The organism is Pseudomonas syringae, assembly GCF_023278085.1.
Taxonomy (GTDB): domain Bacteria; phylum Pseudomonadota; class Gammaproteobacteria; order Pseudomonadales; family Pseudomonadaceae; genus Aquipseudomonas; species Aquipseudomonas syringae_Q.
Map to the genome: position 1 here is coordinate 3,852,933 of NZ_CP066265.1, position 21,501 is coordinate 3,874,433.

The 21,501-nt window shown below is 58.9% G+C and carries 18 protein-coding genes; 3 read left to right on the forward strand and 15 right to left on the reverse strand.

The annotated features are described in order from the left end of the window. Nucleotides 1-32: 32 nt before the first annotated feature. Nucleotides 33-773, reverse strand: a complete 741-nt coding sequence (locus tag I9H07_RS17170; RefSeq protein ID WP_236423853.1) for a tellurite resistance TerB family protein — start codon at nucleotides 771-773, stop codon at nucleotides 33-35. A gap of 298 nt (nucleotides 774-1,071) precedes the next feature. Here I9H07_RS17170 and I9H07_RS17175 point away from each other — a divergent pair, with 298 nt between their 5' ends. Beyond that, a complete protein-coding gene (locus tag I9H07_RS17175) occupies nucleotides 1,072-3,159 on the forward strand; it encodes a hybrid sensor histidine kinase/response regulator (protein WP_236423855.1) in 2,088 nt (695 codons plus the stop codon). Between the two features lie 64 nt (nucleotides 3,160-3,223). On the opposite strand, the gene I9H07_RS17180 is transcribed toward I9H07_RS17175, so the two are convergent. The 3 genes from I9H07_RS17180 to I9H07_RS17190 form a co-directional block, all read right to left on the reverse strand. Further along, nucleotides 3,224-4,330 carry an NADH:flavin oxidoreductase/NADH oxidase gene (locus I9H07_RS17180; protein ID WP_236423857.1) on the reverse strand — a complete coding sequence of 369 codons (1,107 nt, stop codon included), beginning with the start codon at nucleotides 4,328-4,330 and terminating at the stop codon, nucleotides 3,224-3,226. Nucleotides 4,331-4,444: 114 nt separating this feature from the next. After that, nucleotides 4,445-6,160 (reverse strand): single-stranded-DNA-specific exonuclease RecJ, encoded by a 1,716-nt coding sequence (gene recJ, locus I9H07_RS17185; protein ID WP_236423859.1) that lies wholly within the window; start codon nucleotides 6,158-6,160, stop codon nucleotides 4,445-4,447. Between the two features lie 63 nt (nucleotides 6,161-6,223). Continuing rightward, nucleotides 6,224-6,766 (reverse strand): YaeQ family protein, encoded by a 543-nt coding sequence (locus I9H07_RS17190; RefSeq protein ID WP_236423862.1) that lies wholly within the window; start codon nucleotides 6,764-6,766, stop codon nucleotides 6,224-6,226. 306 nt (nucleotides 6,767-7,072) lie between these two features. Between I9H07_RS17190 and I9H07_RS17195 the strand changes: the two genes are divergently transcribed. After that, entirely contained in the window at nucleotides 7,073-7,951 is an 879-nt protein-coding gene (locus I9H07_RS17195; RefSeq protein WP_236423864.1) for a TIGR02285 family protein, read from the forward strand. An 86-nt stretch (nucleotides 7,952-8,037) separates the two neighbouring features. On the opposite strand, the gene I9H07_RS17200 is transcribed toward I9H07_RS17195, so the two are convergent. Then, on the reverse strand, nucleotides 8,038-8,334 hold the full coding sequence (locus I9H07_RS17200) for a DUF3509 domain-containing protein (RefSeq protein ID WP_236423866.1): 297 nt from the start codon (nucleotides 8,332-8,334) through the stop codon (nucleotides 8,038-8,040). 311 nt (nucleotides 8,335-8,645) lie between these two features. Here I9H07_RS17200 and I9H07_RS17205 point away from each other — a divergent pair, with 311 nt between their 5' ends. Beyond that, nucleotides 8,646-9,308 (forward strand): response regulator transcription factor, encoded by a 663-nt coding sequence (locus I9H07_RS17205; protein WP_058824132.1) that lies wholly within the window; start codon nucleotides 8,646-8,648, stop codon nucleotides 9,306-9,308. 2 nt (nucleotides 9,309-9,310) lie between these two features. On the opposite strand, the gene I9H07_RS17210 is transcribed toward I9H07_RS17205, so the two are convergent. The 10 genes from I9H07_RS17210 to rpsP all read right to left on the reverse strand — a co-directional run bounded on the left by I9H07_RS17210 (nucleotide 9,311) and on the right by rpsP (nucleotide 21,260). After that, nucleotides 9,311-10,567 carry an EAL domain-containing response regulator gene (locus tag I9H07_RS17210; RefSeq protein WP_032606495.1) on the reverse strand — a complete coding sequence of 419 codons (1,257 nt, stop codon included), beginning with the start codon at nucleotides 10,565-10,567 and terminating at the stop codon, nucleotides 9,311-9,313. Nucleotides 10,568-10,685: 118 nt separating this feature from the next. Beyond that, complete coding sequence (locus tag I9H07_RS17215) at nucleotides 10,686-14,261, reverse strand: ATP-binding protein (protein WP_236423867.1); 3,576 nt, start codon at nucleotides 14,259-14,261, stop codon at nucleotides 10,686-10,688. Between the two features lie 174 nt (nucleotides 14,262-14,435). Continuing rightward, a complete protein-coding gene (gene thrC, locus I9H07_RS17220) occupies nucleotides 14,436-15,845 on the reverse strand; it encodes a threonine synthase (protein WP_024673320.1) in 1,410 nt (469 codons plus the stop codon). 133 nt (nucleotides 15,846-15,978) lie between these two features. Further along, nucleotides 15,979-17,283 carry a homoserine dehydrogenase gene (locus I9H07_RS17225; protein WP_024673319.1) on the reverse strand — a complete coding sequence of 435 codons (1,305 nt, stop codon included), beginning with the start codon at nucleotides 17,281-17,283 and terminating at the stop codon, nucleotides 15,979-15,981. A gap of 136 nt (nucleotides 17,284-17,419) precedes the next feature. Next, nucleotides 17,420-18,160, reverse strand: coding sequence for a bifunctional protein-disulfide isomerase/oxidoreductase DsbC (gene dsbC / locus I9H07_RS17230; RefSeq protein ID WP_024672609.1), 741 nt, complete (start codon nucleotides 18,158-18,160; stop codon nucleotides 17,420-17,422). Between the two features lie 144 nt (nucleotides 18,161-18,304). Next, entirely contained in the window at nucleotides 18,305-19,201 is an 897-nt protein-coding gene (xerD, locus tag I9H07_RS17235; protein ID WP_024672608.1) for a site-specific tyrosine recombinase XerD, read from the reverse strand. A 103-nt stretch (nucleotides 19,202-19,304) separates the two neighbouring features. Continuing rightward, nucleotides 19,305-19,655, reverse strand: a complete 351-nt coding sequence (gene rplS / locus I9H07_RS17240) for a 50S ribosomal protein L19 (protein ID WP_002552524.1) — start codon at nucleotides 19,653-19,655, stop codon at nucleotides 19,305-19,307. 44 nt (nucleotides 19,656-19,699) lie between these two features. Continuing rightward, complete coding sequence (gene trmD / locus I9H07_RS17245) at nucleotides 19,700-20,452, reverse strand: tRNA (guanosine(37)-N1)-methyltransferase TrmD (RefSeq protein WP_058824134.1); 753 nt, start codon at nucleotides 20,450-20,452, stop codon at nucleotides 19,700-19,702. A 5-nt stretch (nucleotides 20,453-20,457) separates the two neighbouring features. Beyond that, a complete protein-coding gene (rimM, locus tag I9H07_RS17250; protein WP_007250092.1) occupies nucleotides 20,458-20,997 on the reverse strand; it encodes a ribosome maturation factor RimM in 540 nt (179 codons plus the stop codon). A 5-nt stretch (nucleotides 20,998-21,002) separates the two neighbouring features. Beyond that, nucleotides 21,003-21,260, reverse strand: a complete 258-nt coding sequence (rpsP, locus tag I9H07_RS17255) for a 30S ribosomal protein S16 (protein WP_002552521.1) — start codon at nucleotides 21,258-21,260, stop codon at nucleotides 21,003-21,005. Between the last annotated feature and the right edge of the window lie 241 nt (nucleotides 21,261-21,501).

Consider the following 21,501-nt stretch of genomic DNA (forward strand, 5'->3'; position numbering starts at 1 on the left):
CAGGTATCAGGCGACCTGCTGAGCGCAGCGGCCTACTGAGCGTCCCTGACCTGCGCTTCAAGCTCTGCTTTGAGCCCGGGCTCCAGTTTCAACTGGCGCGCCAGTTCGTCAAGGTAGGCACGCTCCATGAAATGTTCCTGATCCACCAGCATCACGCTGGCGATATACATTTCGGCAGCCATTTCCGGAGTGGTCGCTGTACGGGCCACTTCGGCCGGGTCCAGTGGTTTGTTCAATTCGGCCTGCAGCCAGTGCTGCAGTTCCTGATCGGAACTCAACTTGCTGAACTCGCCCTCGATCAGCTCGCGCTCGCGCTCATCGACATGGCCATCTGCTTTGGCTGCGGCGACCAGCGCACGCAGGATGGCCTGGCTGTGCTGTTCGGCTTCAGCCTCAGGCAAGCGGTCGATGGTCTGCGGCTCACGCTGGCTGGCGACGCCCTGGCTGGCCTGCCAGTTGTTGTAAGCCTTGTAAGCCAGCACACCCAATGCCGCCAGACCGCCGTAGGTCAGGACCTTGCCACCCATACCACGCGAGCTTTTGCCTTTGAGCAGGCCCATTGCGCCAGCGGCCAACGCCCCGCCACCCGCGCCGGACAACAGACTACCCAGCCCACCCTGGCTGGCGCCTTTCCCCTTGCCGCCAAGCAGACTGCCCAAGCCATTCATCAGGGAATCGCTGCCCGAGGACTTGCCGGACTTACCCTGCGTTTTGTCCTGCAACAGGCTTTGCCCGGATTTGAGCAGTTGATCAAGTAAACCACGCGTATTCACAGGAAACCTCCGATAGCGGTTGTCAGATGATTAATTGACCAGCAGCTTGAAGAGAAGTCACCCGTGGCTCGTCAGCGGTGTGCGTCCGGATGTTTCGGATGCAGGCAAGCTCCATTCATCCCCTTGTGCTGATATCGACTGAAACGCTTGCAACCCCAGCCTGTTGCGAACGGTCAATAAGAAGTGTCTGGGACATAACACTTACGCGTTACCGAACATTTGAATGGATTTTTCAACGTAAGCATCGTCATATGAATGCCTTGCACCAAAGATACAGCCCGCGAGGAGCATGCTCTAAGTGATATCCCCTAATGGTTTTCCGGCAGGTGACAGCCAGGCCGCAGAGACTATTCGATCAAAGGACTGGAATCGAACATCGCTCGGGCCGATTGAACATTGGCCGACGTCACTGAAATGCACCCTCAATCTCATCCTGAACTCCCCGGAGTCGATCTATCTGCTCTGGGGAGCGGATCTGGTGTTTTTTCACAACGACGCCTACACACCCATTCTCGGTCCGCGCAAGGATGAAGCCATCGGGGCTCTGGTGACTGATCTGTGGGCTGACGTCTGGGACCAGGTTGCGCCGCTGGTCATCGATGCCATGGCCGGCAAGGCCTGTCATTACAAGAATATGCCGCTAAGCATGTCGCGTTACGGTGAGCTTGAGCAGACGTGGTGGTCGTTCTCCTTCTCGCCGGTGATTGACGAGCATGGCATGACCGTCGGCATGTTTTGCATTACCAACGAGACCACTCAACAGGTACTCAATCAACAGGCGTTGCAGGAAAACGAGCGTCAACGTCTGGATTTGATCGATAAGCTGGTCAGCCTGGAAAGGCAGCAGACTGCCACACTGGAGCAGCGCACCCTGGAGCTGGACACCTTCTGGGAAATGTCTCCCGATCCGCTGGCGATACTGGATTTCAACGGTATGTTCATGCGGGTCAACCCCGCCTGGACCGCGATCCTCGGGCGCACGCAGCAGGAGTTGCTGGGCAGCTCGATCATGACCCTTCTGCACCCGGATGACGTCGGCAACACCCAGAACGCTCTGAGACACGCGGTCGACCATGTACTGCCGCTGTTCGAAAACCGTTATCAGCATGTCGACGGGACGTATCACTGGTTCGGCTGGACCGCAGCGCCAGGCAACGGAATCATCTTCGCCCTGGGCAAGCACTTGAACCATGAGAAGCAACGCATCGAAGCCCTGCGCGTCGCCGAGGAAACATTGGTCCAGTCACAAAAAATGGAAGCGGTCGGGCAGCTTACTGGCGGCCTGGCCCACGACTTCAATAATCTGCTGATGGGCATCACCGGCAACATGGAACTGCTGCTGTCGCGGATCAGGCAGGAGCGCTTCACCGAGCTGGAACGCTACATCAACGCAGCGCTGGAAGGCTCAAGACGTGCGGCATCACTGACCCATCGGCTGCTGGCTTTCTCGCGACGCCAGACGCTGGCACCCAAGGCGACCGATATCGATCACCTTGTCGCGGGCATGGATGAGCTGATCAGGCGCACCGTCGGCCCTGCCATCGATATGCAGGTCGTCGCGTCACCAGGTCTGTGGTCGACGCTGGTTGATCCGCACCAACTGGAGAACTCGCTGCTCAACCTGTGCCTCAATGCCAAGGATGCCATGCCGCACGGCGGCCGCTTGTTGATTCAGACCGCCAATCGCAGCTTGAACGCTGCCGCAGCGGCACTATTCGGTTTGCCCGCCGGGCGTTATGTGGAGTTGTCGGTGAGTGACACGGGCACCGGAATGGACAAAGAGGTCATCGGGCGCGCATTCGACCCGTTTTTCACCACCAAACCCACTGGCATGGGCACCGGCCTGGGCCTGTCGATGATCTACGGTTTTGCACGCCAGTCGGGCGGCGGCGTGAACATTGCCTCGAGCGTGGGAGAAGGCTCGAAAATCTGCATTTTATTGCCGATGCACGAAGGCGATGCAGAAGCCCTGGCGCTGGACAGTGGCGTACTTCAAGTGCCGGCCCAAGGCACCGGCGATGAGACCATCCTGGTCGTCGACGACGAACCGGCCGTGCGACTGCTGATCGCCGAGCTCCTTGAAGACTTGGGCTACGTGGTGTTGCAGGCGGAAAAAGGCAGTGATGCACTGGTCATTCTGCAATCCAAGGCAGCCATCGACCTGCTGATCACCGACGTCGGTTTGCCCGGCGGGATGAATGGTCGACAGGTAGCCGACGCTGCACGTGAGGTTCGCCCCGACCTGAAAATCCTGTTTGTCACCGGCTATGCTGAAAACGCAGTGCTGGCACACGACACGCTGGAACCGGGTATGCACGTACTGCCAAAACCGTTTGCCATTGCCGAGCTGATCGGCCGCGTGACGGAATTGCTGGAAGGCGAGTAGATAAAAAACCGAGCGCCTGGCGGCGCTCGGTCAAGGGTGTTTCTATCCGTCTCAAGATTGACGGTCAGTCGCGCAGATCGGACTCATGAATCGGCTGATCCCGGTGTGTGGCCCGTTGATACTGTGCAGGCCAGGTCGCCAGGCGGCCACCCAGGTCTTCATCGGCACGCAATGGCCAGTAAGGATCACGCAACAGCTCTCGGGCCAGCAGAATGATGTCTGCCTGGCCGGTGCGCAGAATGTGTTCTGCCTGCGCCGGATCGGTAATCATGCCTACCGTGCCGGTGGCGATGTCGGCCTCTTTGCGTACTTGCTCGGCAAAACGTGTCTGGTAGCCAGGACCGACCGGAATTTCCGCTTTCGCTGCCGTGCCGCCCGAGGACACATCGATCAGGTCCGTGCCCAGCGCCTTCAGCCGGCGTGCAAGCTCCACCGTCTCATCGGCATTCCAGCCGTCTTCCACCCAATCAGTAGCGGACACGCGGACAAACAGCGGCAACTCTTGCGGCCATACTGCACGCACCGCTTCGGTCACTTGCAGCGTCAGGCGAATCCGGTTTTCAAACGACCCACCGTACTGGTCGGTGCGCTGATTGCTCAACGGCGACAGAAATTGATGCAGCAGGTAACCATGCGCAGCGTGGATTTCGACTACCTTGAAGCCTGCAGTCAACGCGCGTCGCGCGGAATCGACGAAGGCTTTGATCAGTTCCTGAATCTGCGTTTCGTTGAGTTGCACGGGGGCTTTGTGCTGCGGATCAAAAGCGATTGCCGAGGGCCCGACCGGGGTCCAGCCGCCTTCAGTCAAGGGCACACTGCCATGCTTGCCCAGCCATGGACGCCAGGTGCTGGCCTTGCGACCGGCATGTGCCAGCTGAATGCCCGCCACCGCGCCTTGGGAGTTGATGAAGCGCGTGATGCGTTGCAGCGGCTCGATCTGTTCGTCGTTCCAGAGGCCGAGGTCTTCGGGCGTGATGCGGCCGTCCGGAGTCACCGCCATTGCTTCGCTGATGACCAGTCCGGCGCCACCGACGGCGCGACTGCCCAGGTGTACCAGGTGCCAGTCGTTGGCCAGGCCGTCGACACTGGAGTACTGGCACATCGGCGAGACGGCGATGCGATTGCGAAGGGTCAGTTGGCGCAGGGTGTAGGGTTCAAGCAGCAGGCTCATGGCAACCTCTCGTAATGACAATTCAGGTGTCCAGGCTCGGTTCGTGTGCAGAACAGATTTCAGTGGACCGTCTGTTGTCGACAACCTGTGAGCGAGAGGGGTTCCTGCTGATTTTCAGCGCGGTGCGAGGTGGACCACCATCAACTGCACCGTTTCGTTGCCGCGAAACTCGTTCAGATCCAGCTTGTAGGCCAGCTCGACCCAACGGATATTGGGATTGGGCCAGACATCGCGGTCGACGCTGAACGCGATGCCATCCAGCTTGACGCTGCCGCATTCAGTCTTGAGTACCATTTTCAAATGGCGCTCGCCCACGACCCGCTGCTCGACCAGTTGAAAGACCCCATGAAACAACGGCTCCGGAAAATGCTGCCCCCAAGGACCTGCGTTGCGCAACGCACGGGCCAGCTCAAGATGAAATTCTTCAACGGCCAGCGAACCGTCCGAAAGCAGACGCCCGGTCAGGTCCTGCTCGTCGAGCTGACGCCGGACCTCCAGATCGAATGCGTCGGCAAAGGCCGGATAATGTGCCTCCGGCAGCGACAGGCCTGCGGCCATGGCGTGGCCGCCGAACTTGCTGATCAGTTGCGGATGACGTGCCGCCACTGCGTCCAGGGCATCACGGATATGAAACCCGGGCACCGAACGGGCCGAGCCCTTGAGCACGCCCTCCCCGGCGCTGGCGAAGGCGATGGTCGGTCGGTGGTAACGCTCTTTGAGCCGCGACGCCAGAATACCGATCACACCCTGGTGCCAGTCGGCATCGAACAGGCACAGGCCGAATGGCATGGACTCCAGCGGCAAGTCCTTGAGCTGCGCCAGCGCCTCGCGCTGCATGCCTTGCTCGATGGATTTGCGGTCCTGATTCAGCTCATCGAGCTGGACGGCCATTTCACGCGCCAGCACTGGGTCATCACAAAGCAGGCATTCGATACCCAGGCTCATGTCATCCAGACGCCCTGCCGCATTCAGGCGCGGGCCGAGAATGAACCCCAGGTCAGTGGAGGTAATGCGTGCAGGTTCGCGCCGGGCGACCTCAAGAATCGCGCGCAAACCCGGACGCGCACGACCGGCCCGGATACGCATCAGGCCCTGATGCACCAGAATGCGGTTGTTGGCGTCCAGTGGCACGACGTCGGCCACACTGCCGAGCGCGACCAGATCCAGCAGCTCGCCCAGATTGGGCTGGGCACGCTGAGTGCTATCGAACCAGCCGATCTCGCGCAGGCGGGCGCGCAACGCCATCAGGACGTAAAAGATAACCCCGACACCGGCCAGCGACTTGCTCGGAAAGCTGCAACCGGGCTGATTGGGATTGACGATGGCATCCGCTGCCGGAAGCTCTGAACCGGGCAAGTGATGGTCGGTGACCAGCACCTGCAGGCCTGCCGCCTTGGCGGCGGCCACACCTTCGACGCTGGAAATGCCGTTGTCCACGGTGATCAGCAACTGCGGTTCGCGTTGCAGCGCCACTTCGACGATTTCCGGCGTCAGGCCATAGCCGTACTCGAAGCGATTGGGCACCAGATAATCGACATGCGACGCGCCCATCAGGCGCAGACCCAGCACACCGACCGTGCTGGCGGTCGCGCCATCGGCATCGAAGTCACCGACGATCAGCATGCGTTGCCCCTCACGCAATGCCGTCACCAGCAGTTCCACAGCCGCATCGATACCCTTGAGCTGTTGATACGGGATCAGACGCGCCAGACTCTTGTCCAGTTCTGCCTCACAGGCCACACCCCTTGCCGCGTACAGACGAGTGAGCAAGGGCGGCAGATCGCCGAGAAAAGGCAGGGTGTCAGGCAACGGACGGGGTTCAATGCGCATGCGGGTCAGCTGATCTCTTTGCAGTGTCTATTCAGATTCGGGTCAGTCCAGGCAGGACCGGTATCAACCGCGCTCGCCTGTCAGCCATTGCAGTTGCACTTCATGCTGGCCGCGGTCGTCGGTCACGAATATCGTGCCTTCGCTGATCATCACATCCCACTTGATGACCCGTGGCATGTCCTTGGCCAGCACTTCCAGCACGTCCTGCGGCACTGCAGCAATGTTGACGTTTTTCAGGTTCTTGATCGCCGGGATGACTTTTCCTTCCCAGACGCGCAGGCTGCCATAGGCGAGCAGACTGGTGCGCTCGGTACGACGCGAGCACCAGGTCAGACGATCAGCGTCCGGCTGGCCCACTTCGATCCAGTGCAAAACACGATCATCCAGACTTTTTTCCCACAACGCCGGCTCGTCCACATCAGACAAGCCACGGCCAAAGGCCAGCTGTTCGTTGTACCAGAAGGCATAGGCCAGCAGACGCACGGTCATGCGCTCTTCGGTTTCGGACGGATGCCGGGCAATGGTCTGCTTGACGCTCTCGTAAACCCCGCGATCAAGGTCGGTCAGGTTGAGTTCGAATTTGTAAGTCGTGGACGGCTGGGCCATGAACGGGCTTCTAGAGTCTGGGGGAAGAGCGCAAGTCTAACCGATGCCGGGGCCGCGAACTAACTTGCTGGCAAATCCGGCCTGCTGAGCGCATGGTTACGGTGATTTGCGGGATGCGAAAAAATCGATAGTCTGAAACAAAACCCTGATACAGATGATTTTTCAAGACTGCTCCGCAGCGCCGCAGGATGTCATTTCCGGATCGCAGTGGGCAGTTGCATGTGACGCAACAGATGTTGCGCCACTCAAAGACCTGCCAGCAATCACTCCCGATTGTGGAATTCTTTTCGAGGATGACACCCGCGAATGTCCCCGCCCGCCTCGCACCGCGCGTCGATTAGGCTGCTGTTTGCCTTGTCGCTCGTCGGCATCTCCTGTTTCAGCGAAGCCAGAGAGACGCTGACCTGGCTGCTGCGCGACATACCGCCTTCGACCATTTTTTCGGGGAACCTGCGCGGGCAAGGCGCTATCGATCAGCTCATGCCGCTGCTGACGGCACGAATGCCTGAATACAACCATGTGCTGGTGCGGGTCAATCGCGCCAGAGGCTTGCAGATGCTCAATGACAGCAGCGCGCTCAATTGCGACCCGACCATGTTGTGGACCGCAGAGCGAGCCAAAACCCTGCTCTTCTCCATCCCCATTGTCGCCATCTTGAGCAGCGGCCTGATCGTGCGCAAAGAAGACCTGGCGCAGTTCGCGGCCTTTATCGAAGACGGGAAAATCGACTTTGCTGCGCTGATGGCCAGCGAAACCATCAAGCTCGGCGTGGTTGCCGAACGCAGCTACGGCGCGTTGATCGACGAGACGCTGCAACACGTGGACGACAGATCGCTGATACCGCATTACGGTAACGACGCCGTCGGCAGCCTGTTGCAAATGGAACGTCTGGGGCGCTTGCAAGCGTTTATCAGCTTCTGGCCCGAAGCTCGTTATCAGGCCATGCAACAAGGTATTGCGCCGGAGGAGCTGAGTTTTCTGCCCATCAAGGGCAACCCCACTTACCAGTTCATTTACATCAGCTGTAGCAAGTCGCCTGCAGGCGAACAGGCAATCGCGAAGATCGATCAGGAAATGCGTCAGCTGCGTGTCGGCAATCTGATGGGGTTTTACGCACAATGGCTGGACCCCTCCCAGCGAGCGAGCTATCTGGAAGACGTCAAGGCAATGTTCGAGAAGGACTGAGCGTGTCGCGCAGCAGGCCCCCAGAAAAAGGGGGGCCTGCTCGGGGCATTCAAGGTTTCAGCGCCCTTGGCAGCCGTCAAACAGCCTCAGGAAAACGCGGCGGCCCCAATGAACGCACGACTGATTGCCGCATTGCGCATCGCCGCGATGACACAAGGCTCTATTCGCCCTTCTGCCACCATCAGATCACGCCGCAGACCATCGACAACGTCCGTAAGCTGGCGCTTGTCGTTCAACTGATCCGCGCCGAATGTACGCTCGATCACACGGGCACCGGCTTTGTCTTTCAAGGTGACCAGACGCTCGCCCCGGGATCCCGCCTGGCCAATACAGGCCTGATAAGGAGACAGCGCTTCGCTTAGCAGTAAGCTGATATTTTCCATCCGGATCACCACTCAACAGTTTGAATGCAAAGGTGCTTACCAATGACCGTCGGCAACAGTAGAAAGTTCTTTCTATTCCTGACGGTTCACAGCACCTGTCTGTGAATTCGAGCATGCCTGTTCAATATGACAGGGAAAAAACCGCAGGCCGGTGAGACGAGGAAACTATTGCGTAGGAAAATTCAGCAAGATCCAGTGACTACTCCTACAAGCTGCCTATAGGTCCTACAAGTTGCCTATAGGCCGGCCGCCTGTCATAAACAGCATCATCAGCGAACCCTCCCCCTCAGTCCCCTTGCTGGAGCCGGACCTTGAGCCATTTCAATGCTCGCCCCTTGCGCGTTATCGTGGCGGACGACCACCCGATCTTTCTCATTGGCCTGCGGGTGGTACTGGAGCAGGACGGCCTGACCACGGTCGTCGCGCAAGCCTGCAACCCGGACGAACTGCTTGAAGTGCTCGCGCAAAATGGCTGTGATGTACTGGTCACCGACTTCATGATGCCAGCCGAACTGCAAAACGACGGGCTGCGCCTGTTGCAGCGCATTCACCGGGACTTTCCGGCATTGCCGGTGATAGTGGTCACCACGTTGAGCAATGCAGCGCTTTTTCAGTCCATGCTGAACCTCAACGTGCGGGGGCTGTTAAGCAAGGCCAGTCTGGCGGGCGAACTGCCCGACGCGATCAGGCGTGTACAGCGCGGGGAACTGTTCCTTGCCGACTCAGTGCGCGCCATCCTCGGCGAGGCGCAAGTGTACGGGCCTGAGGCCCTGATGCCGTTCGAGCGTCTGTCGCCTAAAGAACTGGAAGTACTGCGCCTGCTCTCGGCGGGCCATGCGGTCGGTCAGATCGCAGCCCGGCTCAATCGCAGCAAACAGACCGTCAGCGCCCAGAAAGTCGCGGCCATGCGCAAACTGGGGCTGGCCAACGACGCCGCGCTATTTATTTATGTGCAGGAAAACGGTTTGTCCTGAGATCAGGCTTGTGCCAGCACGTCCTGCAGCGGATTGTTGTCACGCTGTGCGATCCACTGCAACAGTTCTGCTGCAGCCATCGGCCGGGCAATGAAGTAGCCCTGAACGGCAGGGTCGCCCAACGCCAGCAGGTAATGGAAATCCTCGGCTGTCTCCACGCCTTCAACCACCACGGACATGGACAACCGTTGTGCCATTAGCATCGCCCCGGCCACCACCGCTGATTTGCGCGCATCGTCGGCCATGCCCCGCACGAATTCGGTGGGTATTTTCAGCTCGCTAAAGGGGAGCTGCAGCAACCTTTCGATGTTCGACGCGCCCATGCCGAAGTCATCGATCGACAATTTGCAGCCTTTCATACACAACCTTAACAGCCCTTCCAGTTGCCAGGCTTCTGGCCGGGCGGCGTCCTGCTCAAGTATTTCCAGCGTCAGCGCATGTGCCGGCACGCCATGATGCGCAAGCGCCTGCATGATCTGCTCGAAAAAATCGGCCTGTTGCAGCACTTGCGGGTCGATATTGACCGCGACCGACAGCGCCTTGCCCTGCTCGCGCATGACTTGCGCAGACAACTGCAAGGCCTGGTCGAGCACTCGCCAGGTCAGAGGGACCGTCAAGCCTTCCGCGTCAATGGTCTCGATGAAACGGCCGGGGGCCAGCAGGCCATGCACCGGGTGCTGCCAGCGAACCAGCGCCTCGACACCCAGCACCTCGCCGCGCAAGCTGACCTTGGGCTGAAAATGCGCCATCCATTGCTCGGCGACTGACGTGATATCAGCAGGTCTGGCGCCTGTCAGGTGAAAGAGCTCGGCGGCCGAGAGCGCGGTAAAGGCGTGATTGCCCGATGGCCGAGCCGCAGGACCGGGCTGACGGGAAACGTAAGCTTCAAGCAGCTCGCACAGCGCGGCGGCCGATGCAGGTTTCTGCAAGTAACCCAGCACCTCAAGCCCCTGGGCACCCGCCAGTTGCGCAACGCCCTCAAGCACACAGGTGGCGGAACTGCTGAGAATGATCAGGGCCTTTGCCAGCGCGGTTTCAGCCAGAAAACGGATCAGTTCGAGGCCGTCCGGTCCGTCCATCTGCAAGTCGCAGATGGCGATATCGACAGGACCCCGGCTGGTCAAAGACTGCTTCGCCGCCGCAACGCTTTCAGCCGCCAGCACGTCAAAGACCTGATTGGCATTGAGCATCTGGTGCAGCGCCATCAATTGAAAAGGATGGTCTTCGAGAATCAGAACCTTGAGTGAGTGCACTGTCATGCCTGCCGAATCCCGGCCATCTTGGCCAGAGGTACCCCAAGTCTAGTCAATCCAGCGGTGGTGACCCATAGGACATGTCCTAAACCTGTCAGCGATTACGGAACGTGCGGGCTGGCCCTCAGCCACTCGGTTCTGCACTGTCGGGCACACGCAGCAACTGCACTTCAATATCGGCCCGCAGATAGGTGATCGCCTTCTCAAGCGCTGACCAGCACCCGGGCACGCCCGTCTCGCTTTTTTGCCTGACGTGCTGATCCAGCGCAGCACAGGCCTTGGCCAGCGGAACAGCGTCAACCAGGCTGGCCGCGCCCTTGAGACGATGCAGGGAAGCGCTCAGGTTTTTCCAGTCCATCGACGACACGGCACGCTCGAGCAACGAGTGTTCGTGCAGCAGGTTCTTCCACAACTCACTCAGCAAGCGTTGCATCTGCTCGGGATTTGCCCGGGTCATGCGGTGCAGTGCGCCCATATCGAACGTCGGCTCGCGTACCACCTCTGCCAGTTCCTGTGCCAGACGCGTCAGTGACAGCGGCTTGATCAGCAGTCCGTCCATACCTGACTGCTCGCAACGCTCAGCCTCGTCACTCATGGCATTGGCGGTACAGCCGATGACCGGACACCGCTGGCGCAGCTCTCTGGCTTCAATCTGGCGTATGGCCTCGGTCAATGCGTAACCGCTGATGCCGGGCATGTTGCAATCGGTGATGACGGCATCGAATGACTCGTCGCGCCAGATCGCCAGCGCCGCCTCCCCACCCTCGACAGACGCGACACGGTGCCCCAGAAACTCGAGTTGACTGACCAATACCAGCCGATTGGCTGACATGTCGTCGACCACCAGCAGGTGCAGGCTGCGCGTATCGACTGCAGGCTGCGAGCGTTCAGCAACGGGCAGTGCCGGCTCGCTGATCCTGGCGAGCGGCACGTCGATGGTGACGCACGTGCCCTTGCCGGGCTCACTGTGCAGGCTGATCTCACCCTGCATCAGCTCGACCAATTGCCGGGTGATACTCAGTCCCAGCCCACTCCCGCCATACTGCGCAGCTGTGTCATCGCTGGCCTGAGTGAAGGGTTGAAACACCTGTTGCTGGCGCTCAGGCTCGATGCCTGCACCGCTGTCTTCGATGCTGATGCGCACACGCGATGCACCTTCAGACTCATCGGCCACCTCCACGCTCAGGACCACCCACCCCTCACGGGTAAACTTCAAGGCATTACCCAGCAGGTTATGCAGTACCTGACGCAGCCTCAGCGGGTCCAGCCAATAGTGACCGCTGACCTGCGCGGAAATCTCCAGACGCAGCTCCAGCCCCTTTTCCTGCGCCCGAGCCGAGAAAAGCTGAATGGCTTCCTCGAAAAACTCGCGAAGTGGCGTCACCGCCAACGACAGCTGCAGGCCGCCCGCTTCGATTCTGGCCAGATCAAGACTTTCACCGATCAGCGCAACCAGCTGCGTGGCTGACCGGTAGGCCACCTGCAATCCTTGGGAAGGTACGCCGCCCTGACGCACCGCCTGCTCACACTCCAGCTCCAGAAGGCCAATGATTGCCCCCATCGGCGTGCGGATTTCATGACTCATGCTGGCCAGGAAAGCGCTTTTTGCCTGATTGGCCTGAGCCGCCCGATGCATGGCGCTCTCAAGTTGCTGCTCCAGCAGCTTGCGCTCGGTGATATCGATCCAGCCGCCCAACAAACCCTGCAATTGACCATCGGCACCGAAGAACGGAACCGTCCATTGCCAGACCTCCATGCGCTTGCCGGACAGGTGAATCGTGCGGTCACTGAAGACCGGCTGATGATTTTCCAGCAGCTTGAGGTAGTCAGCGTGCATCTGTTCGGCCAGTTGCCGCGGGATGAGATCGACATCGATCAGGCGTCGCCCATTCATCTGCTCGAAACTGATGCCCAGGCTGTGTTCGTAGGAGCGGTTGCAGGAGATCATGCGACCCTTGAGATCCCGCACATAGATAGGGTTAGGAATGCCATCGAGCAGAGCGCGTTTGAATGCCAGTTGATCATTGAGCAGTCGTTCAGCCTTAAGGCGCTGGAGAATCTGCACCTTGAGGCGACTGCTCCAGACCAGCGACACCAGACCGGTCAGCAACGCCAGCGCAACGACCCAGAACACCCACTGCGGAATACGCCCCCACAGTGAAGGTTGAGGCAGCGACGAGCCCAGCCATTTCATGCGGATCGAGCGCAACTCGGCGACCGGGAATTCTTCCAGCGCCTTGTTGAGGATGCCCAGCAACTCGGGTTGGGTCTTGATCACTGAAAAACGGTCAGGCGACCATTTTCCGTCGACACTTCGGGCCACTTTCAACTGCCCGGACGGAAACAGGTACGCACCTGCCTCATTCTGGATGGTCGCGTCGGCAACACCGTTTTCGACCAATGCGCGAGCCTGATCATAGGTCTCCACCAAGCGCAGTTGAATCAACGGGTGCTCTTGCCTGATCAGGTCTTCCAGCGCATGCCGGGCAGGAAGCGCCAGGACTTTACCGGCCAGACTGTCGAGGGATACCTGCGACGAGTTTTCGGAGCGCACCACGAACATCCAGCTGTTGCCGCCGAACGAATAGGTAAAGTCCAGAAACCGTCGACGCGCGGCATTCTCCGCAAGCGTGGTATTCATGTCAGCCAGGCCGGCACGCAGCACCTCAATGCTCTGCTGAGTGGAAGGCACTTCCCGGTGAACGAACTGCAGACCGGTCATGCGTGAAATACGCGCCAGCACATCGGCGTTCAGGCCCACCCAGTGGCCATTCTTGTCCTTGTAGATGTAGGGCGGATGCTGTGTGGTGGAGATGGTCACGCTGGGATGCTTGAGCAACCAGCGTCGCTCTGCGCCGGTAAAACGAATCCGTTGCCCTTCGACATCCGCGCCCAGCCCCAGGGTCCAGCGGCCCAGCACCTCACGGCTGACCGATGGCGCAATGCTGTCCAGCGCACGGTTGATCAGCGTCAGCAAACGCTGTTCGTCATGCCGTACTGCAAACGCAAACCCAACCGGCGGCAAGCGGCTTTCGAACTTGATCTGCAACCCCAGGTACGGTCGCAGGGCTGTGTATGACCGGACGATCACTTCGTTACCGATAAAGACGTCCACCTCCCCCTGACTCAAGGCTTCCAGAGCGCTGTAAAGGTTCGGCGCAATGATGATCTCGCTGTCCGGGTAGGTGCGGTGCGCGACGTCCGAATCGGCATAACCATCAAGCAACACCACTTTCTTGCCTGCCAGGCTTACCGGGGGGCTGAGGTCGTTGCCACGCCCCACCACCACCGAACGGTCAGGCATGTAGTCGGAGGAGAACGCCAACCCCTTCACGCCGCGTTCGAAGCCGTTGGCACTGGTCAGCAGGTCAAGCTTGCCGTCGCGCAGCGCCTCGATGGCCTCCTCACGCTTGGCGAAACCTGTGACCTGCATCGGGATGTTCAACTGGTCACTGACCAGCCCAAGGTAATCGGCGCTGATACCCTGATAACGATTGCGGTCGCTGGTGATGTCGATCGGCTCGTAATCGGCAATGGCGATGCCGACCCGGATGACTTTGCGCTGATCGAGCCATTGCCGGTCGCGTGGTTCGATGACGAGATCGTCAGACGCCACGAAAGGTGCGGTCAGGGTAAACGGCAAGCTTTGTGCGGCGCTGAGGGTCTGAGCGAAGAACAGAGCCAGCAATGCCCATACCATGCGCCATGCGCGGTCCCTTGCTGTTTTACCTGTCTTCCTGACGACGCTTTGAATACGTGCTTGCTTCACTGCGACTGACTCTTTTCGGTGGGCTGAAAAACCCTCGAAGTTTGGCACGTAGAAACAGGAAGGCCCGCCATATGGCGGGCCTTAAGTTGTTACACGACGCTTCTATCAGAGCGGTTTGCCGCGGTTGCCATGCTGGCTGACAAACGCCTGTATGGCTTTCAGGTCATTGGGCAACACGGTGCAGCGTTCGTCGCGTTCGAACAAATCAGACAAATGTGCAGGCAACTCAAGCGCTTTTCCTACGCCTGCCTTCTCCACTGCCTCCGGGAATTTGACCGGATGCGCGGTCCCCAGGATCACCATTGGCGTATCCAGACTGCGACGACACTCGCGCGCGGCCTTCACCCCGATAGCCGTGTGCGGGTCAAGCAATTCGCCGGTCTTCGCGAACACGTCAATGATGGTCTCGCAGGTCTGCTCATCGCTGACCGCCAGCGAGTCGAACAGCTTGCGGGTTTCGGTCCAGCGCTCTTCTTCGACACTGAAACCGCCGCCCTGCCGGAACGTGCTCATCAGTTCGGCAATGGCCGAACCATTGCGACCATGCATATCGAACAGCAGACGCTCGAAGTTCGACGAAACCATGATGTCCATGGACGGCGACAACGTGGCGTGCAGGGTTTCCTTGACGTACTGATTACCGCTCATGAAGCGGTGCAGGATGTCGTTGCGGTTGGTGGCGACGATCAACTGGTTGATCGGCAAGCCCATGTTGCGCGCCAGGTAGCCGGCAAAGATGTCGCCGAAATTACCGGTTGGCACCGAGAACGATACTGAACGCGCCGGACCGCCCAGTTGCAGGGCTGCATGGAAGTAGTAGACGATCTGGGCCATGATCCGCGCCCAGTTGATCGAGTTGACGGCTACCAGACGCGTGCCCTTGAGGAAGCTCTGATCGGCAAAGCTGGCTTTGACCATCTCCTGACAGTCGTCAAAATTGCCTTCCACCGCGATGTTATGAATGTTCTCACCGAAGATGGTCGTCATCTGCCGGCGCTGAACATCCGACACACGATTGTTCGGGTGCAAAATGAAGATGTCGACGTTGTCACACCGACGGCAGCCTTCGATGGCCGCAGAACCGGTATCGCCCGAGGTGGCCCCCATGATGACTACCCGCTCGCCACGCTTGGCCAGCACGTAATCCAGTAAACGGCCGAGCAATTGCAGTGCGAAGTCCTTGAACGCCAGGGTCGGGCCGTGGAACAGTTCGAGCACCCATTCGTTGCCGTTGAGCTGGCGCAGGGGCGCAACAGCACTGTGGGCAAACACGCCATAGGTTTCTTCGAGGATCTTCTTGAAATCGGCATCCGGAATGCTGCCCGTAACGAACGGCCGCATCACCCGGAAAGCCAGTTCGTGATAAGGCAGGCCTGCCCAGGACGCAATTTCTTCCTGAGTGAAACGCGGCAGGTTTTCCGGCACATAAAGGCCGCCGTCGCTGGCAAGACCAGTCAACAGCACGTCTTCGAAATTCAATGCAGGCGCTTGCCCGCGAGTACTGATATAGCGCATGGGATCAAACCTGTGGTTTGAGCTGAAAGCTTCAAGCCCCAAGCCTCAAGCTTCAAGCCCCAAGTTCAGGACGACTGGCGTCTGACTTGTAGCTTGCAGCTTGCGGCTTGCAGCTGACGGCTTGCAGCTGATGTTAATTAAGATGCTCGACGCGAATACGCACCACCGGACCTACCACATCCTGCAACGCTTCCAGCGCGTGGATGGCGTCATTGATGCGCTGTTCCAGAACGCGATGCGTCAGCAGGATCATCGGCACCAGGCCATCGTGTTCTTCGACTTCCTTTTGCATGATCGATTCGATGTTTATGCCGCGCTCGGACAGAATGCTCGCCACCTGAGCCAGAACGCCCGGATGATCCTTGGCCTGAATCCGCAGATAGTAGGCGCTTTCACAGGCCTCGATCGGCAGGATCGGGTGGGCGGACAGCGAATCAGGCTGGAAGGCCAGATGCGGCACACGGTTTTCCGGATCAGACGTCATGGCACGCACCACGTCCACCAGATCGGCCACGACCGACGAAGCGGTCGGCTCCATGCCTGCGCCAGCACCGTAGAACAGTGTTGAACCCGATGCATCGCCATTGACCATGACCGCGTTCATCACACCGTTGACGTTGGCGATCAGCCGGTCAGCCGGGATCAGTGTCGGGTGCACGCGCAGTTCAATGCCCTGCGCCGTGCTGCGCGCAACACCCAGGTGCTTGATGCGGTAGCCCAACGCCTCGGCGTAATTCACGTCTGCGGTGGTCAGTTTGGTAATGCCTTCGGTGTAGGCCTTGTCGAACTGCAGCGGGATGCCAAAGGCGATGGAGGCCAGAATCGTCAGTTTGTGTGCCGCGTCGATGCCTTCGACGTCGAACGTCGGATCCGCCTCGGCATACCCCAGCGCCTGGGCTTCAGCCAGAACATCCGGAAATGTACGGCCCTTCTCGCGCATTTCGGTGAGGATGAAGTTGCCAGTGCCGTTGATGATGCCTGCGACCCAGTTGATGCGGTTTGCCGACAGGCCTTCACGGATGGCCTTGATGACCGGAATACCGCCCGCAACCGCTGCTTCGAACGCGACAATGACGCCTTTCTCGCGTGCCTTGGCGAAAATCTCGTTGCCATGCACAGCGATCAGCGCTTTGTTGGCGGTCACCACATGCTTGCCGTTTTCAATGGCCTTGAGGACCAGTTCACGGGCAATGGTGTAGCCGCCGATCAGCTCGACGACGATATCGATTTCAGGGTTGGTCGCAACGGCGAACACATCACTGGTCGTAGGTGTACCGGCAATCTGGCAGTTGGGATTGGGGGTGCGAACCGCAATCTGCGCAACTTCGATTCCACGCCCGGCACGGCGGGCAATCTCCTCGGCGTTACGCTGAAGTACGTTGAAGGTACCGCCACCGACAGTACCCAGCCCACATATACCTACTTTGACCGGTTTCACTGATGAACTCCCCGAAAAACAGCCGAACCTGAATCGGCTGTGAAAAACCGCCGCATGTCGCCATACGACTACAAATCCGACGAAGCGCCGATAAGCGCTCGCCTCACATTCATGAGGCGGCCTTGACGACGCAGAACTATTTGGCGCCCATTGCCAGTTTGGCAACCTGAGCAGCGGGCTGATAGCCCGGAATGACCTGACCGTCGGCCAGAACGATCGCTGGCGTACCGTTCACGCCGATCGACTGACCGATTTCGTACTGCTTGCTGACCGGATTGTCGCATTTGGCAGCCTTGATGTCCTTGCCGTCGACCATACGATCCATGGCGCTTTTGCGGTCCTTGGAACACCAGACGGCCTGCAACTGCTCATCGCCCGGAGAGCCAAGGCCCTGACGCGGGAATGCCATGTAACGGACTTCTACACCCATCTTGTTCAACTGGGCCACTTCTTCGTGCAGCTTGTGGCAGTACGGGCAGGTGGTATCGGTGAATACGGTGATGTGCGACTTGGTCTCACCGACAGCCGGGTACACCACCATATCGGTAAGAGGAATGGCATTGATGGTCTTGGAAATGGCCAGACGCTCGGTTTTCTCGGTCAGGTTGACCGGCTTGCCGTTCTGCACCTGAAACAGGTAACCCTGCACCACGAACTGACCGTCAGCACTGGCATACAGCACGCGGCCGCCCTTGAGCTTGACCTCGTAAAGACCGGTGAGCGGGCTCGGCGAAATACTCTCGACCGGCAGTTCGAGCTGGAGCGAATCCAGCGTCTTGCGAATGGCCTGATCGGGCGCGGCATCCGCCACGGCAAACATACTGAATGTGCCGGCCAGCATGACAGCGGCGGCAGCGAAAATCTGAGACAAACGCACGAAAACTCCTATGACGGCGGGCAGACTGAAGGCTGCGATAAACAGGGGGCCAGCCTTGATCTGCGAAACCGGCAAAGCCTATCACATTAGGGCTTAAAGACCGCCCTGCACTGACGTAAGACTTTTCTCGAATCAGACGAGAAATCACCCGCGCGGATGATGCTTCGCATGAATCTCTTGCAACCGCGCGCGTGCCACATGGGTGTAGATCTGGGTGGTCGACAGATCGCTGTGCCCCAGCAGCATCTGCACCACGCGCAAGTCGGCGCCGTGATTGAGCAAATGGGTCGCGAAAGCGTGACGCAAGGTATGCGGCGACAGCGATTTGCCGATACCGGCGACCGTCGCCTGGTGCTTGATACGGTGCCAGAAGGTCTGGCGAGTCATCTGGTCGCCACGGGTGCTGGGGAACAGCACGTCGCTGGGCTTTCCGCCGAGCAGTTCGTCGCGGGCGCCGCGCAGGTAACGCTCGACCCAGACGATGGCCTCTTCACCCATCGGCACCAGTCGCTCCTTACTGCCCTTACCCATCACTCGCAGCACGCCCTGGCGCAGGTTGACCTGCTCCAGCGTCAGACTGATCAGTTCGGTCACGCGCAAACCGCAGGCGTACAGCACTTCCAGCATCGCCCGGTCGCGCTGACCAATGGGCTCGCTCAGATCAGGAGCGGCCAACAGTGCGTCGACATCGGCCTCGGACAGCGATTTGGGCAGCGGCTTGCCCAATTGCGGCATGTCGATCTGCAAGGTCGGATCAACTGCAATCAGCTTTTCACGCAGCAGGTAGCGGTAGAAGCCCCGCGCACCGGACAGAAAACGGGCGGTAGAACGTGGTTTGTAGGCATTGTCGACGCGCCACGCCAGGTGATCGAGGATCACTTCGCGGCCGGCACCGGGCAGATCAACATTTCGCGCCTGCAACCAGCCGTTGAACAGCGCCAGATCGCTGCGGTATGAGTCACGGGTATTGTCGGACAGGCCCTTTTCGAGCCAGAGCGCGTCCAGAAACTGATCAATCAGCGGGTGGTCGATGGCGGCCATTTTTACTCATTACGTGTGGGGATACGCCAGGAGCGAATCATCAAACAGCAGACAGCAAAAAGGCAGCCCTGAGGCTGCCTTTTTTATGCATCGAAAAACTGTATCAGGACAGTTTTTCCTTGATGCGCGCTGCTTTACCGGACAGGTCACGCAGGTAGTACAGCTTGGCTTTGCGAACGTCACCGCGACGTTTCACAGCCATGCTGTCGATTTGCGGGCTGTAAGTCTGGAAAGTACGCTCAACGCCAACACCGTTGGAGATTTTACGAACAGTGAAAGCACTGTTCACGCCACGGTTACGCTTGGCAATTACAACGCCTTCGAATGCTTGCAGACGAGCGCGGTCGCCTTCCTTCACTTTTACCTGAACGACAATGGTGTCGCCCGGTGCAAAGGTAGGGATCTCTTTGGTCATCTGCTCTGCTTCGAGGGCAAGAATGATTTTGTTAGTCATGCTGGTGCTCCTAAGGTAATCCGTCTGGATCGACCATCGATACGTTAACTATCGTCCCGCTCGCGGATGTATTCCGCCAGCAGCTTCTTCTCTTCTCCAGAAAGCGAGCGGCTTTCCAGAAGATCAGCGCGTCGTTCATAGGTCCGCCCAAGGGACTGCTGTAAACGCCAACGCCGGATGTGCGCGTGATTGCCACTAAGCAACACGTCGGGAACACGCTGATCCGCATACACCTCAGGTCGGGTGTAGTGCGGGCAATCCAGCAGACCATCCGTGAAGGAATCTTCCTCCGCGGAGTCCACATGCCCTAAAGCTCCAGGCAGCAGCCGCGTAACCGCGTCAATCAGAACCATCGCCGGCAGCTCGCCACCGGAAAGAACATAGTCACCAATCGACCACTCTTCATCGACATGAGCATCAATAAAACGCTCGTCAATGCCTTCATAACGACCGGCGATGAGGATAATCGCTTCCTCCTGCGCCAGTTCGCGTACCGCAGACTGATTCAGCCGGCGGCCTTGTGGCGACAGGTAGATCACCTTCGCCGCATCCCCTGCCGCTTGCCTGGCCTGAACCAGAGCATCTTCAAGGGGCTTGATCTTCATCACCATGCCCGGACCACCGCCAAATGGGCGATCATCCACAGTGTGATGGCGATCAGTGGTGTAATCCCGCGGATTCCAACAAGTCAGCTGCAACAGCCCTTGTTTCACCGCACGGCTGGTTATGCCGTATTCGCTGATGGCGGAAAACATCTCGGGAAACAGACTGATGACTTCTATGCGCAGGCTGGCCATGGCATTCAGAAGTCCGCGTCCCAATCCACCTTCATCTCGCCAGCACCCATGTCGACTGCCAACACGCATTGCTCCGTATAGGGCAACAGGCGTTCGCGATCATCAAGGCTGCCCGCGCAGGGCTTTACAACCATTACATCGTTCGAACCGGTTTCGAGCAGGTGATCGATTTTCCCGAGCAATTGCCCGAGTTGGTCGATGACCTTGAGGCCTTCAAGCTGGTACCAGTAGTACTCGCCATCGTCCAGATCAGGGAACAGGTTACGCGGCACACAGATGTCGTAACCGGAGAGAAGACGGGCTTCTTCACGATCATCGAGACCTTTGAGCTTTGTGACCAGGAACTTGCTTTGCAAGCGTCCGCTGACCAGCTCCACCTGTTTCTCAACGCTGCCTTCGCGCCGAAGCGTCCAGGTTTTGTAGTCCAACAGGTTTCCAATCGGATCAGTAAAGGAATAAACCTTCACTTCGCCGCGAACGCCATGAACCGAGTAAATCTTGCCAATGACGATCAGATCGTCGGCAGATGCAGGCGTCGCGTTCATAAGACTCAGGCCGCGGCCTTGGTCTTGTTGTGCTCTTTGAGCAGCTGTGCAACGCGCTCAGAAGTTTGTGCACCAACGCTCAACCAGTAGTTGACGCGTTCTTCGTTAACGGACAAGCGGATTTCCTGACCACGGGCAACCGGGTTGAAGAAACCAACCTGTTCCTTGTGGGAACCGTCACGAGCATTACGGCTGTCGGTTACGGTCAAGTGGTAAAACGGGCGCTTTTTGGAGCCGCCAAGGGCAAGACGGATGGTTAGCATTGAACATCGTTCCTGTAGTCGGTGCTGCAAATCTAAGATGCACAGCGGGCATAGGTGCCCGAAAGGCCGCATATTCTAAGGAATATCCCGACTTTTGCAAATGTCTTTTTCCGGCGCCTATCGGCATGCCTTCCAGATTTGCCAAGAAGCTGTCTGTGTGACAGCAGGTAAAAGCCCGCATAACGCGGGCTGGCCGGGGGTCACCCCCCGTATGAAAGCGTGCAAAGTCTTTTGCACGCCC